At 53.3% G+C, this 13,956-nt stretch carries 12 protein-coding genes and 1 tRNA gene; 6 read left to right on the plus strand and 7 right to left on the minus strand.

Annotation, left to right across the window (positions count from 1 at the left end; genetic code table 11):
• Nucleotides 1-66 precede the first annotated feature (66 nt).
• The 5 genes from LX69_RS13795 to menB all read left to right on the plus strand — a co-directional run bounded on the left by LX69_RS13795 (nucleotide 67) and on the right by menB (nucleotide 6,512).
• Complete coding sequence (locus LX69_RS13795; protein ID WP_170124402.1) at nucleotides 67-1,029, plus strand: NAD(P)-dependent oxidoreductase; 963 nt, start codon at nucleotides 67-69, stop codon at nucleotides 1,027-1,029.
• A gap of 235 nt (nucleotides 1,030-1,264) precedes the next feature.
• Nucleotides 1,265-2,653, plus strand: coding sequence for a voltage-gated chloride channel family protein (locus LX69_RS13800; RefSeq protein ID WP_111446639.1), 1,389 nt, complete (start codon nucleotides 1,265-1,267; stop codon nucleotides 2,651-2,653).
• 26 nt (nucleotides 2,654-2,679) lie between these two features.
• Nucleotides 2,680-3,765, plus strand: coding sequence for a chorismate-binding protein (locus tag LX69_RS13805; RefSeq protein WP_170124403.1), 1,086 nt, complete (start codon nucleotides 2,680-2,682; stop codon nucleotides 3,763-3,765).
• Between the two features lie 13 nt (nucleotides 3,766-3,778).
• The gene (gene menD, locus LX69_RS13810) at nucleotides 3,779-5,470 is read left to right on the plus strand and encodes a 2-succinyl-5-enolpyruvyl-6-hydroxy-3-cyclohexene-1-carboxylic-acid synthase (protein ID WP_111446641.1); all 1,692 of its coding nucleotides are present in this window, start codon (nucleotides 3,779-3,781) and stop codon (nucleotides 5,468-5,470) included.
• 220 nt (nucleotides 5,471-5,690) lie between these two features.
• Nucleotides 5,691-6,512 carry a 1,4-dihydroxy-2-naphthoyl-CoA synthase gene (gene menB, locus LX69_RS13815; RefSeq protein ID WP_111446642.1) on the plus strand — a complete coding sequence of 274 codons (822 nt, stop codon included), beginning with the start codon at nucleotides 5,691-5,693 and terminating at the stop codon, nucleotides 6,510-6,512.
• Nucleotides 6,513-7,352: 840 nt separating this feature from the next.
• On the opposite strand, the gene fmt is transcribed toward menB, so the two are convergent.
• The 5 genes from fmt to LX69_RS13840 all read right to left on the minus strand — a co-directional run bounded on the left by fmt (nucleotide 7,353) and on the right by LX69_RS13840 (nucleotide 12,264).
• Nucleotides 7,353-8,315 (minus strand): methionyl-tRNA formyltransferase, encoded by a 963-nt coding sequence (gene fmt, locus LX69_RS13820; RefSeq protein WP_111446643.1) that lies wholly within the window; start codon nucleotides 8,313-8,315, stop codon nucleotides 7,353-7,355.
• 266 nt (nucleotides 8,316-8,581) lie between these two features.
• Nucleotides 8,582-8,773 carry a DUF5522 domain-containing protein gene (locus LX69_RS13825; RefSeq protein WP_111446644.1) on the minus strand — a complete coding sequence of 64 codons (192 nt, stop codon included), beginning with the start codon at nucleotides 8,771-8,773 and terminating at the stop codon, nucleotides 8,582-8,584.
• 233 nt (nucleotides 8,774-9,006) lie between these two features.
• Nucleotides 9,007-10,248 carry a bifunctional 3,4-dihydroxy-2-butanone-4-phosphate synthase/GTP cyclohydrolase II gene (locus LX69_RS13830; protein WP_111446645.1) on the minus strand — a complete coding sequence of 414 codons (1,242 nt, stop codon included), beginning with the start codon at nucleotides 10,246-10,248 and terminating at the stop codon, nucleotides 9,007-9,009.
• 54 nt (nucleotides 10,249-10,302) lie between these two features.
• Nucleotides 10,303-11,781: an LptF/LptG family permease gene (locus tag LX69_RS13835; RefSeq protein ID WP_111446646.1), complete on the minus strand. Its 1,479-nt coding sequence runs from the start codon at nucleotides 11,779-11,781 to the stop codon at nucleotides 10,303-10,305.
• 84 nt (nucleotides 11,782-11,865) lie between these two features.
• Nucleotides 11,866-12,264 (minus strand): START-like domain-containing protein, encoded by a 399-nt coding sequence (locus tag LX69_RS13840; protein ID WP_185741718.1) that lies wholly within the window; start codon nucleotides 12,262-12,264, stop codon nucleotides 11,866-11,868.
• 340 nt (nucleotides 12,265-12,604) lie between these two features.
• Between LX69_RS13840 and LX69_RS13845 the strand changes: the two genes are divergently transcribed.
• Nucleotides 12,605-12,678 (plus strand) — tRNA-Met (locus LX69_RS13845).
• A gap of 447 nt (nucleotides 12,679-13,125) precedes the next feature.
• Here the strand turns inward: LX69_RS13845 and LX69_RS17825 are convergent.
• Entirely contained in the window at nucleotides 13,126-13,386 is a 261-nt protein-coding gene (locus LX69_RS17825; protein WP_170124398.1) for a hypothetical protein, read from the minus strand.
• A gap of 253 nt (nucleotides 13,387-13,639) precedes the next feature.
• On the minus strand, nucleotides 13,640-13,956 hold a 317-nt coding region (locus LX69_RS17830), incomplete at its 5' end, for a hypothetical protein (RefSeq protein ID WP_221621364.1).

A 13,956-nucleotide genomic window follows, 5' to 3' on the forward strand; every position in this document is an offset into this window, starting at 1 on the left:
ATGCCATCACAGAAGAACAATTTCACACAAGAAGACTTACCTTTGAACCTCAAAAAACCGATGACCATGCACACTCCCCCCTACATACTCATCCCCACGGCCATCCCCGTCGAACCGTTTCGGGAGATTCTGCCCGACTGCCAATTGATATACCCGACCAACGAGGCCTTTACCGACCAGGAAGTGCTGCAGCACCTGCCGCAATGTACCGCCATGGTGTCGATATTCGGACGAAAGATAACAGCCGGGATGATAGATGCCGCGCCACAACTGAAAATCATCGCCAACTATGGCGCAGGTTACGACAACGTGGACGTGCAACATGCCCGCGACAAAGGCATCATTGTTACCAACTGCCCCCACCCGGTGACCGAACCCACAGCCGAACTGGCACTGGCACTGATGCTCAACGTGGCTCGACGGGTAAGCCACCTCGATGCCGCCCTCAAACATGGTAAACCCCTGCGGTGGGGAACCATGCAAAATCTCTCGAACACCCTATGGGGCAAACGATTGGGAATTGTGGGCATGGGCGCTATTGGCAAAGCCGTGGCACGAAGAGCCTTGGCCTTTGGCATGACGGTGGTCTACCACAACCGAAAGCCCATGTCGCCGGCCGACGAAAAACAATACCATGCCACGTGGCTGCCGTTGCACGAACTGCTGAGCAGCGCCGACATCGTGTCGTTGCACGTGCCACTGACGTCAGACACCCGTCACCTGATGAACCGCATCACCTTCGAACAGATGAACCCCACGGCCATCCTTATCAATACCGCCCGGGGCGCCGTGGTGGACGAAACAGCTCTCATCGAAGCCCTCAGCAACGGCACCATCGCCGGAGCAGGATTGGATGTGTACGAGGACGAGCCCCAAATCCCCCCCGCAATGCTGAAACTCGATAACGTGGTACTCACCCCCCACACCGGCTCGGCCACCATCGAAACCCGCATCGAGATGTCGCAAGTGGTGGCGCAAAACATCCGGGCATTCATCGACGGGATGACGCCGCCCAACATGGTATCGTGAATCCAAAGCACAATAACTTGGAGTTTAATCGCATTCGTTTTTTCATCATACAATGTCGTTTGTTTATGAGAAGAAGATGTGAGACAATGAGACAGATGATAAGATGAGAACAAATATTTAAATCCATCTCCTTCGTCTCCCCGGTCTAATCTATCTGTCTGCCGTCTAAAAATCTTCTTGTCTTTTGTTCGAGCAGCACTAACTAAACGATATTGATTCATAATCCAGTATTATAATGACCCCCATATCAAAACCCGCCATCGAACAACTTGCTTTTTTTAAATACCTGGGAAAATGGATTCTGCTGACGCTGCCACTGGCCATCGTGGCGGGGTCGATGGTGGCGCTGTTCCTGTGGCTGCTCGACGAGGCCACGCGGCTGAGGTGGGAACATCCGTGGCTGCTGTACCTGTTGCCGGTAGCGGGGGTGGCCATCGTGGCGCTTTACCGCTTCAGGGGCAAGAATGCCGAGGCGGGTAACAACCTGGTGATGGACGAAATACACCAACAGGGCGGTGGCATTCCGGCACGCATGGCCCCGTTTGTGCTGATCACCACCGTGGTCACGCACCTGTTTGGAGGATCGGCCGGGCGCGAAGGCACGGCGGTGCAGATAGGCGGCAGCGTTGCCCAGCAAGTGGGCAAATGGCTTCGACTGAAGCGCGACGACGTGCGCATCCTGCTCATGACCGGGGTGGCCGCCGGCTTTGGAGCCGTGTTTGGCACCCCCGTGGCCGGCACCGTGTTTGCCCTGGAGGTGCTCACCATCGGTCGCATCAAATACGACGCCCTCATTCCCTGTCTGATGGCCGCTATCATGGCCGACGTGGTGTGCAGTCTTTACGGCATCGGGCACACCCATTACCACATCGACTTTCACACCCTTCCCACGGGAGGATGGATGCATTTCAAACTCGATCCCATGCTCCTGGGCAAGGTGTTGATGGCCGCCCTGCTGTTTGGCCTGGCCGGCACCCTGTTTGCCGAACTCACGGCCGGCATCAAAACCCTGTCGGGGAAACTCATCCGACACAAGCTGCTGATTCCGGCCGTTGGCGGATGCCTCATCATTGCGCTCACCTGGGCACTGGGCACCAACGACTACCTGGGGCTGGGCGTCACCTCGCAACATCCCGACGGGGTGAGCATTGTCAACGCTTTTCGCGAGGGCGGGGCGCAACCCATGAGTTGGTTTTGGAAACTGCTGTTCACGGCCATCACCCTGGGCATGGGCTTCAAAGGAGGCGAAGTAACGCCCCTGTTTTTCATTGGCGCCACACTGGGCAATGCTATTGCCATGGTCACCGGAGCACCGGTCGATTTGTTTGCCGCCCTGGGCTTCATTGCCGTGTTTGCCGCGGCCACCAACACGCCACTGGCCTGCACCATCATGGGCGTGGAGCTGTTTGGAGGCGAGCACATCCTGTACTTTGCCCTGGCCTGTTTTGTGGCCTACCTCTTTAGCGGGCACTCGGGCATCTACGCATCACAACGCATCAGCCTCAGCAAACAGGGAGAGCCTGTGAGTGACACCACATCGACCATTGACACCCTTCGGACACAAAAAAAACAGTTGCGGTGGTTTAAAAAATCACAAAAGGGGCATCCGGGCACTCGGGTGTGATTATTTTTGCATCAAACATGACGTTCGTGTCGCACAATAACGAAAATAAGTCTCAACCCACGGCCATCCCCTCAGGATGGTCGTTTGCCTGTCAGCGCCGTCCGGGCGCAGAACGGGTTCGCGTGGTGGCATCGCCCGCGGCACAGGCACTGACTCCGCCAGAGTGGCACACGGTGCTCGACCGGGCGGGTTACCTCACCGTACCCTTCGATGCCCAACAGGAAGCCTCGGTGTGGATCCCTGCCGACCAATGTTTTGAATGCACGGTGGACGAACTCATCCAAACGGGCATCATGCCCCCTCCCCTGCCCTCGTTTTCGGGCAACGCCATCATGGATGCATCGACACATCGTCACTGTTTGGAACAAATGATGGCACAAATCGACAAGAACCACCTCACGAAGGTGATCTTGTCGCGCATTCTGCCACACCCGGCCACCATTGACCAGGCAGCAGACATCTACCACCGCCTGTGTGCCGCCTACCCCCAGGCCTGCGTTTATTGGTTTTACACGCCCCGGTCGGGCATGTGGATGGGAGCCACGCCCGAACTGCTGCTGCGCGGCCATCGGCACGACTACCAAACGGTGGCACTGGCCGGCACTCGCAGCAGCGACGTGCCCCCCTCGCATCCCTGGAATGCCAAGGAATTGGAGGAACAGGCACTGGTGAGCCGCTTCATTCACGGGATTTTGGGGCATCATGCAGTAGATGACCTGCAAGTCAAAGGGCCCTTTACGGCCGGTGCGGGCAGCATCTCGCATCTGAAAACCGAATTCACCTTCACCCACCGCCCATCGGCACAAGGATTGGCGCGCCTGCTGGCCGACCTTCACCCCACGCCAGCCGTGTGCGGATTGCCCAAGCACGAGGCGCTGGCCGCCATACACGCCATCGAACCTCACCAACGCCATTTTTACGGGGGATTTCAGGGCGAGACGGGACACGACCGCCGGGAATTTTACGTCACCATTCGCTGCATGCAACACTTTTCGGATCAGGCCCTCATTTACGTGGGAGGCGGCATCACCCGCGATTCGGTGGCCGAAGACGAATGGACCGAGACCGAACTCAAAGCCCGAACCCTTTTGGCAGTTCTGAAAAATATGTGACATTTGCAGGGTTATGACAAAAATGACCTCCGATAAAAAAACGGTCAACCTATTGGCCGATATGTGCCTGGCACAAGGCATCCGCCACATCATCATCTCACCGGGATCGCGCAACGCCCCGCTCATCCTCACCTTTGCCGCCATTGAATCGTTTACCTGCCACGTGGTGGTGGACGAGCGCAGCGCCGCCTTTGTGGCACTGGGCATGGCACAACAAACGGGCGACCCCGTGGCCTTGGTGTGCACCAGCGGCACGGCCGTGCTCAATTATGCCCCGGCGCTGGCCGAAGCCTATTACCAACAAGTGCCCCTGCTGGTGCTCACGGCCGACCGTCCCACCGAGTGGATCGATCAGGCCGACGGGCAAACCATCCGTCAGGACGGCATCTTTACCAACTTTGTACGCCACCATTGCACGCTGCCCCCCGACCTGCACACGCCCGACGACGAGTGGCTGTGCCGACGCCTCATTGCCGATGCCCTGCTGGCCTTTGACCAGGGAACTTCGGGTCCTGTGCACATCAACATCCCACTGCGCGAACCCCTTTACGGGCGCACCGTGCATCAACACAAAAAAACGCACCACGTGGCCTATTCCCAAGGCACGTCCATGCCCGATGCCGACACGCTGGCCGAACTGGCACAGCTGTGGTCGGGCACCGAACGGGTGATGGTGCTCGCAGGCATGCATCGCCCCGATGTGGCTCTGCAACAAGTTCTGCAACAGATGAGCGAACGCGAACGCGTGGCCGTGCTCACCGAATCGCTCACAAACCTGTATGGCGAAGGATTTGTGCGGTGCATCGACCGGGTGGTGGCCTCCATCGGCGATGACGAGGCGCCCCTGTTTCGTCCCGATTTGCTCATCACCTTCGACGGTCAGGTGCTCTCGAAAATGGTCAAGACCCTGTTGCGCAAATATCCGCCGCGTGAACATTGGCACATCAGCCCGCACGGGCACGCCACCGACACCTATCGCTGCCTCACCCGCGTGGTGGAAGCCGACCCGGCCACATTTTTCACCCAACTGATGCCATTGGTGGAACCGACCAAGAGCCGTTACCGCGACCTGTGGCACAAACGGGTGGAACAAACCAATCAACAGCATCAACAGGCCATGCAGGCATTGCCCTGGAGCGACCTGAAGGTGTTCGACATGGTGCTCAACGCCCTGCCCACCGGCATGTCGGTGCAACTGGGCAACAGCACGCCGGTGCGCTACGGCCAGCTGTTTGACGTGTGGAACGGCATTGACTGCTACGCCAACCGGGGCACCAGCGGCATTGATGGATGCGTGAGCACGGCTGTGGGCGCTGCCCTGGCACGTCGCGAGGTGACGCACCTGCTGGTGGTGGGCGACGTGTCGTTTTTTTACGACTCCAACGCGCTATGGAACCAACATCTGCCCTCGAACCTGAAAATCGTGATCGTGAACAACGGCGGGGGCGGCATCTTTCGATACATCCCCGGACCGTCGGACACCGACGAGCTGGAGCAATTCTTCGCCACCTCGCACCACATGCATGCCGAGATGATTGCCCGTCAGTTTGGCGTGGCCTATTGGCGATGCGAGAACGAAACCGATTTGCGCGAGCAATTGGCCACCCTCATGCAGCACCCTCATACGGCCATCGTGGAGGTGATGACACCCGCCAAGGAGAGTGCCCGGGTGCTGAAGGGCTATTTTGCGGCGATGAGGGGGTAAGAGGAAAGTGGCAAAGGAGGAAAGTGGCAAAGTACAAAAGCAGGAGAGTAAGAGAGTGGCAAAGTACAAAAGTGCCTAAGCAGGAAAGTGCACGAGTACATCAACCAAAGTAATTGACGACACAATGCTCTACAAGTCCCCCTTTGGGGGATTAGGGGGCTTAACACAACGCTCTACAAGTCCCCCTTTGGGGGATGAGTGGGCTTTAAACAACAACAATATGGCTACACGAGCATGGGTCTCCATGAAGGAGTACGAGGACATTAAACTGGAATTTTTTGAAAACATCGCTAAGGTGACCATCAACCGGCCACGGGTGTACAACGCGTTTCGCCCCAAAACGGTGACCGAGATGATTGATGCCTTCGACATTTGCCGCGAGCGGGCCGATGTGGGGGTGATCATCCTCACGGGCGAGGGCGATAAGGCGTTTTGTTCGGGGGGCGACCAAAACGTGAAGGGTCACGGCGGCTACATCGACGAGAGTGGCGTGCCCCGCCTGAACGTGCTGGACTTGCACAAACGCATCCGCACCATGCCCAAACCGGTGGTGGCCATGGTGAACGGCTACGCCATTGGCGGGGGTCACGTGCTGCACGTGGTGTGCGACCTGACGGTGGCCAGCGACAACGCCATCTTTGGTCAGAGCGGCCCCAAGGTGGGAAGCTTCGACGCGGGTTTTGGATCGTCGTATCTGGCGCGTCACGTGGGTCAGAAAAAGGCGCGCGAGATTTGGTTCCTCTGCAAGCAATATTCGGCACAAGAGGCCGAGGACATGGGACTGGTGAACAAGGTGGTGCCTCTGGCACAACTGGAGGACGAAACGGTGGAATGGTGCAAAATAATGCTGCAACGCAGCCCCATGGCACTGCGCATGATCAAGCGGGGCCTCAACGCCGAGCTCGATGGCCAAACCGGCATCATGGAGCTGGCCGGCGATGCCACGCTGATGTTTTACCTCATGGAGGAAGCCCAGGAGGGTCGCAAGGCATTTTTAGAGAAACGCGATCCCGACTTCAAGCAGTTCCCCAAGTTTCCGTAACGGGAGGAGGCGACAGAAGAGACAAGAAGATGTTTAGACAGATGAGACTGAAGAGACGAAGAGATCGGAGCTAAACATTGATGTGTGTTTGATGAAGTCTGTATCGTGTGCTTGAATAAATCTCGTCTTCCTCAGCATAACACAATAAGAACTGACGCTGAGTTGCAGTGAGAGAAGATGAGAACCGCTGAGGAGAGGAAACCTCAGTGCCACCAAGCAAAAGCGTGACAGAGCAGGCAACGGTTTATTCCTAATAAAGAGGCACCAAGCCACGGCAAAAGCGCATCACACATGCGTTGTCGGGGTTTGGTGCCTCTCTTTTGGGGTAAAACGGAATGGGTTCACCCGATGTGTCACTGCGATTGAGCCGCGCACCGGGTGCGTGAGCCATTTCCCGATGGAAATGGGCTGCGCTTTGAGTGCGTGAGCCATTTCCCAACGGAAATGGGCTGCGCTTTGAGTGCGTGAGCTATTTCCCGATGGAAATGGGCTGCGCTTTCAGTGCGTGAGCTATTTCCAGATGGAAATGGGCCGCGCTTTCAGTGCGTGAGCTATTTCCAGATGGAAATGGGCCGCGCTTTGAGTGCGTGAGCTATTTCCAGATGGAAATGAACCGCGCTTTGAGTGCGTGAGCTATTTCCCAACGGAAATGGGCTACGCACCGGAGTGGCGACTCAACCTCAAAAGCCCCCCTCATCCCCCAAAGGGGGACTTGCAGCGCATGGTGTCATGAATTACTTTGTTTGTGGGATTCCTGCACTTTCCTGCTTAGGCACTTTGCTACTTTGCCACTTCACCACTTAGGCACTTTGCCTCTCTCCTGCTTAGGCACTCTCAATGTCAAATCTTCGTTCCCGGAGCAATTTTGTGACCGCGAAGAAACTCCTGTACCGTGACCTGTTTTTTGCCGGCGAGCTGGATGGAACGAATCTCGATGGCGCCATCGGCACATCCCACCACCAGACGCTCTTTGCCGTCGCTCTCGACGTGGCCGGGCATCAGCGGGCTGCCATATACGAGTGCCGACTCAAAAATTTTGGCCTGAGTGAGGGTTCCGTCGGGCATCGCCCAGTCGCACCACGCGGCGGGATATGGACTGAGGCCGCGAATGAGGTTGTGTACCGCCACGGCTGGTTGATGCCAGTCGATTTTGCATGTCTCCTTAAAGATTTTCGGCGCCGGACGCAACACTTCGCCCTGTGCCAGATGCTCCTGCGGATGGGTGGTCACCTGCCCGGCCTCGATGGCCTGCACGGTATTGAGCACCAATTGTGCCCCCATCACCATGAGCTTGTCGTGCACACTGCCGGCGTTATCGGAGGGCAGGATGTCGATTTTCTCTTGCAGGATGACGTTGCCGGTGTCGATTTCGTGACGCAGAAAAAAGGTGGTGGCTCCCGTTTGGGCATCGCCATTGATCACCGCCCAGTTGATGGGCGCAGCGCCCCGATATTGGGGCAACAGCGATGCGTGCAGGTTAAACGACCCCAGTTGCGGCATGGCCCACACCACCTCGGGCAACATGCGAAAGGCCACAATCACCTGCAGGTTGGCACCCAGGGCGCGCAGCTCCTCAACAAAAGCAGGATCCTTGAGGTTGGTGGGCTGCAACACCGTCAGGCCACGGCTCAGGGCGTACTCCTTCACAGGCGTCTGGCGGAGCTTTTGGCCCCGACCCGCCGGTTTGTCGGGGGCGGTAATCACCCCCGCGATATCGTAATTGTTTTCGACCAATACTTTGAGGCTCTCCACCGCAAACTCGGGGGTGCCCATAAAAACAATGCGTAAACGTTGCTGTGTCATGCCTTACAATGATGTTTGAGGATGTAAACCTATCATCATTCTCATAAAAATGCAAGGGAATTGAGGGGAAACACCCCACTGAACAGAATACGAGCCCCCCTATCATCATTTTTAGAGAAGAAGACATTAGACATTTAGACAGACAGATGAGACTTAAGAGACGCATTACCCCATCTCTTAAGTCTCATCTGTCTGTCTGACATCTACCGTTCTTTTTATCTCTCTGATGAAAGGTGTGAGTGCCATCGAGCATCTTCACTCCTCATCTATTCCAAACTGGTACTTCCCTTGGCATGCCGTGGGAAATAGGGACAATGCCGGCAACCACTTCCGCAGCAATAGCCGCGTTTGCGATGAAAAGTGGCCGTCATCACGCGCCAACCGCGTTCATCCATATAAAAATCGCCTTCGGCCGCTGCCGATTGATAGGAGGGCGTCTCCTCGTCATGGTTATTCATGTGTTAAAAAAATTAAGCCCCCTAAATCCCCCAAAGGGGGACTTACAGAGCGTTGTGTCGTCAATTACTTTGTTTGATGTACTCGTGCACTTTCCTGCTTAAGCACTCTCGCACTCTCCTACTTTGCCCCTTTCCCAAACACCCACATCCGCCCAAAAGTTCATCCATCAACAAAAAGAAACGCGCCGCAACCCAGAGGCTTCGACGCGTTTGATGATGAAGTATCAAAAGAACTACTCTTTCTTATCGGTATACTTAAACACTTGGAGGTTGTGCCCCATGCGCTCCTTTTTGGTTTTCATGTACACCTCGTTGTAGGGGTTTGGCTGAATTTCGATGGGAATGTTTTCCACAATCTTGAGGCCGTAGCCCTCCAGTCCGATGCGTTTGATGGGGTTGTTGGTCATCAGGCGCATGTTGTGCACGCCCAGCTCGCGCAGGATTTGCGCTCCCACGCCATAGTCGCGCTCATCGGCCTCGAAGCCCAGCTCAAGGTTGGCATCCACGGTGTCGCGGCCTTCTTCCTGCAGTTTGTAGGCCATGATTTTGCTCATCAGACCAATGCCGCGGCCCTCCTGATTCATGTACACCACCACGCCTTTACCTTCTTTTTCGATGGTATCCATGGCCTTGTGCAGCTGTTCGCCACACTCGCACCGCAACGACCCGAAAATGTCGCCCGTGGCGCACGACGAATGCACCCGCACCAGAATGGGCTCATTGGGTTCCCAGGTGCCTTTGATCAGCGCCATGTGGTCGAGCCCGTTGCTCTTTTGCTTGAAGGGGATGAGTCGGAAATGACCGTATTGGGTAGGCAGGCTCACTTCCACGCCTTTGATGATGAGCGATTCATCCTTGAGACGGTAAGCAATCAGATCTTTAATCGAAATCAGCTTCAGGTTGAAGCGACGGGCAATATCGACCAACTGAGGCAGGCGGGCCATGGTGCCGTCTTCGTTCATGATTTCGACCAGTACGGCAGCAGGATTAAGCCCGGCCAGGCGTGCCAAATCGACGGCAGCCTCGGTGTGCCCACTTCGGCGCAGCACCCCTTTGTTGCGCGCCCTCAGCGGGAAGATGTGGCCGGGACGCCCCAGGTCTTCGGGCTTGGTATCGGGATTGCTTAATGCGAAGATGGTTTTGGCACGATCGGATGCCGAGATGCCGGTGGTACACCCCTGCCCCAGCAGATCGACCGATACGGTGAAAGGCGTGGCATGCAACGAGGTGTTATTGCCCACCATGAGCGGTAGCTCCAGCTCGTCGCATCGCTCTTCGGTGAGCGGCGCACAAATGAGTCCACGACCATGCGTGGCCATAAAGTTCACCTTCTCGGGGGTTATCAGTTGAGCCGCGCAAATAAAATCGCCTTCGTTCTCACGGTCTTCGTCATCCACTACGATTATCAGTTCTCCCTTGCCAATGGCCTCAATGGCCGATTCAATGGAGTCTAATTGGAATTGCTCTTCGGACATCTATGAATGTTTTTTTGATAATATGGTTTGTGTTTGTTTGCAAAAAGAATGCGGTCACTCAGCTTTAACAAGCTTGCGACGCTTACGAAACAGCTTTTGGAAAAAGATGGTATAAGCGTCAGAGTTGAGCAGCGCCGAGTCGGTGGACGACTTATAGGTGATGAAAGCGCCCACCACCAACAGTATGCCCGACGAGAGCCACATGCCCTGCCAGGTCTCCCAAATGCTTTCGCGAGCCATCTTTTCGCCCGTGGTGTTGATCACATAATAAAGAATGAAAAACAACACCGAAATAACCACCGGCATCCCCAACCCGCCCTTGCGGATGATGGCCCCCAGCGGCGCCCCGATAAAAAAGAAGATGATGCACGCAAAAGGCAACGTAAACTTGCGGTGTCGCTCCATCTGGTGTCGAACAATCTTGGTCTCTTCCTTTTCGATAAAACGGTTTTGATCCTCAATCATCTGTCGGTTCTCGCGGGCGGCACGCAAGGCACCTTCGTACGCGTTGCGCTGTTTTTCGGCCGTCAGGGCGCTCATGGCACTATCGAGGGGCACCACAGTCACCTCAGCCATGGCACTGTCGATGGCATTTTTTTGACCGGGACTAAAGGCATACCGCACCCGCTTAAAGTGGGTCCGCTTCATGCGCTCCGACAGGTCGGTCACTTGCATGGTTTTAATTTTCTGAATGGAATCTTCATCCACGCGCAGCTGCACCAGGTTTTTCATGCGGTCACTCGACTTGAAAAAGCCCTCATCGGAACGGGTAAAATCGAACCCTTGCAACTCAATCAATGCTGTTTGCGACTCAAAGATGTCAGTCCTAAACGACTGTAATTCGCGGTCGCGCAATCGGCGTTTTTCCTGAGCCACCTTCTCATCAAAGCGCACACCATTATAAAGGGTGAGAATCATAAACTTCTTGTCCTCCGACACCTGCAATTTGCCTGAATCGGCAATGGTCACGTTGCTGTTGCGCGAAAGTTTATCGCGATGGTCGTATATCATGATATCGTGCATCATGTTCGTCTCTCGATCTTTGTCTTCAATCTTGATGCTGAAATCCTCAATGCCATCGTAAAACACCTTTTCCTTAATATCCAGTTCAGGCCGCGTTTGCCGCACATCGTATAACAGCGAATAAAGTTTGAGGTTGGCTACCGGTAACAAATTGTTCGAGAACCAAAATGCCGCGCCGGCCACCATCAAAATAAACACCATCAAGGGTTTCATGATGCGTGGCAGGGAAATGCCGGCTGCTTTTAAAGCTGTGAGCTCGTAATGCTCGCCCATATTCCCGAATGTCATCAGCGAAGCCAACAAAATGGCCAGTGGCAAGGCCATGGGCACCACCTGCAACGAGGCGTAAAACAGCAACTCGGCCATCACGTACCACTCAAGCCCCTTGCCCACGAGTTCATCCACATATTTCCATAAAAACTGCATCACCAGGATAAACAGAGAGATAAAGAAAGTCATGGCCAAAGGGCCCAAAAAACTTTTTAGGATAAAAAGATGCAGTCGCTTCATAAGGCTTCCGATAGAAAGAAAAAATCCGGTTAGTCAAAAAAACCAACCGGATGCAAAAGTAGTGAAAGTTTACTTGTTTCAAGGTCAAAGGGTGCCTAAACCATGTTTGAGCAATTCAATTTGTTTGTTCCATAACTCGATGGCATAGCGGCGTTCGTCGGCGTCGCAAAAATCGGTCACCACCAAGGCGGTCGAACCAGTCAGCTCATCGGTGACAATGCGAAACCCGAAATACGCCTCTTCATCATCGTCGTCGAGCCAACGAAACCGAATGAGCTTATTCTCCTTCCGCTCCAAAACGATGGCCTCTTGTTGTTCCCCTTTCCACTTAAAGGTGTACACACTTTCGTCGTGCAGATCCACATCGTCGGCAAACCATTCCGACAACCCGCTGGGGGTACTCAACCTGTTAAACAGGACGCCGGGAGTTGAGTTGATGATAAACTCCAGGTCGATTTGAACTTTCTCAATGGTCATCTTCATTTCTCTTTATCAGTATTGGGGTCAGTCATCGGCCCTTTAGTATCGAATTGAGCAGTACAAAACGGCCGAAACACTCATGAATGCTGAGAAAAACGATAAAAATTCCTTTCTGACAATCACGATGTTACAACAAAAATAGCAAAAAGAATCAAAAAAAACGCATCTGCCATTTTTCCATTCAAAATATTCTCCTACATTTGCAACCGCAAAACCCAATGATGGTTTGCCTTTCAGAGGATAAATCCTCATCAAAAAAGGTGTTAGAAATATTAAGGCATACGCCCCGGATGATTTGCCTTTCTGACATAAAACCTGACGATGAAGGTCTCTGAATATAAATGCCGAGGTAGCTCAGCTGGTTAGAGCGCATGATTCATAATCATGAGGTCGGCGGTTCAAGCCCGCCTCTCGGTACTTAAAAATCAAATGGTTACAACTAAAAGTTGTAACCATTTTTTGTTTGGGACATACATTTTAACATACATAAATCAAGTCGAAAACATAGTCACAATAGTGGCAACACGTGCCGTTGGAAGAGTATAGTTGCCACTTTTCTGTCAAGTGTTTTTGATTTTTCTAATCTCTTTTGTACTTCCATTGAATACTCTTGAGATTGTTTCATATCTCAAGCTTTCTTTTGCTGACTTTTTGTTTTTCCTTCCCAAAATGAACCCAATGCATGGTTGCTCAATCCTTTTCTTCCAATTTTCCAGAAGAATTGCATCATTTCTCTGTTTTTTGCAAACTCATTGACCAAAATACATATCGAGAACGCAATATTTGTCAACTTTTTTGCTTGATAAAATGCAAAACCCCTTCCGCATCACGCAAAAGGGGTTGCTTTCTTGAAGTCAAAGTCACTTATTCGTCTTCTGACTCGTCATCATCGTCCGAATCTTCGTCTTCATCCTCATCTTCTTCATCCAATTCGTCAAGCGCATCTTCCAACCAATCCTCTAATTCATGGATGGCAGCTTTCTGCTTAGCCGAATAGCTCACTTCGATGATGATTTCATCATCCTCGGTGCTGCCTTGGATCTCGTTGACCAATTCATTCTCGGACAACAGTTCAGAAAATTCAGCCAACAACTCGGTTGGCACTTCGAAAATTTTACTTTTCATGATGTAAAAAATTAAAGATTAATAAAAAACATATGTGATTTTCACATAATTCAATCATTGATGCCGTTTCCACTGTTTCCACCGTTTCCATTTCCAGCGATGGAAACGGTGGAAACGATGGAAACGGGCATGGCAATAGCTGTACGAAAGGTTGGTAACCTGTCGTAAAACTTGGTTAAGACAATTCTAATGTGTAGTTATTCAGATCATAAGACCCAATAACGTTTGCCGGTGTGAGCAGACTTCAAGCACATCACAAAGCGTTTCCACTGTTTCCACTGTTTCCGTTTGGGATGGAAACACTTCGTTTTTTGAGCCATTTACTAATGGTGCCTTGTTTATTTTCATCTCCCAACACCTCTTTAGCAATGGCACGATACGCCCACCCTTTTTGTTTCAGTTCAACCGCTCTCTGAATCAGGCTTTCCCGATCACCCTCATTGCTTTCGTTGCGTCGCAGGTGATAACTCTCCTCGTGAAAGTCGATGAAGTCGAATGTCAGGAAATAGCCTTTCTTGACGACTTCGCAGGTGATAACATTTTGCGAATCGTAAAGTATTTCAGCACTCC

The sequence above is a fragment of the Breznakibacter xylanolyticus genome (assembly GCF_003254275.1).
Taxonomy (GTDB): Bacteria; Bacteroidota; Bacteroidia; order Bacteroidales; family Marinilabiliaceae; genus Breznakibacter; species Breznakibacter xylanolyticus.

Excerpts from the sequence above, each read along its gene's own strand:
- LX69_RS17825 (WP_170124398.1), bottom strand. The coding sequence starts at position 13,386 with ATGAAAAGTAAAATTTTCGAAGTGCCAACCGAGTTGTTGGCTGAATTT.
- LX69_RS13830 (WP_111446645.1), bottom strand. The coding sequence starts at position 10,248 with ATGTCCGAAGAGCAATTCCAATTAGACTCCATTGAATCGGCCATTGAG.
- menD (WP_111446641.1), top strand. The coding sequence starts at position 3,779 with ATGACAAAAATGACCTCCGATAAAAAAACGGTCAACCTATTGGCCGAT.
- LX69_RS13835 (WP_111446646.1), bottom strand. The coding sequence starts at position 11,781 with ATGAAGCGACTGCATCTTTTTATCCTAAAAAGTTTTTTGGGCCCTTTG.
- LX69_RS13840 (WP_185741718.1), bottom strand. The coding sequence starts at position 12,264 with ATGAAGATGACCATTGAGAAAGTTCAAATCGACCTGGAGTTTATCATC.
- LX69_RS13800 (WP_111446639.1), top strand. The coding sequence starts at position 1,265 with ATGACCCCCATATCAAAACCCGCCATCGAACAACTTGCTTTTTTTAAA.
- LX69_RS13795 (WP_170124402.1), top strand. The coding sequence starts at position 67 with ATGCACACTCCCCCCTACATACTCATCCCCACGGCCATCCCCGTCGAA.
- menB (WP_111446642.1), top strand. The coding sequence starts at position 5,691 with ATGGCTACACGAGCATGGGTCTCCATGAAGGAGTACGAGGACATTAAA.
- LX69_RS13825 (WP_111446644.1), bottom strand. The coding sequence starts at position 8,773 with ATGAATAACCATGACGAGGAGACGCCCTCCTATCAATCGGCAGCGGCC.
- fmt (WP_111446643.1), bottom strand. The coding sequence starts at position 8,315 with ATGACACAGCAACGTTTACGCATTGTTTTTATGGGCACCCCCGAGTTT.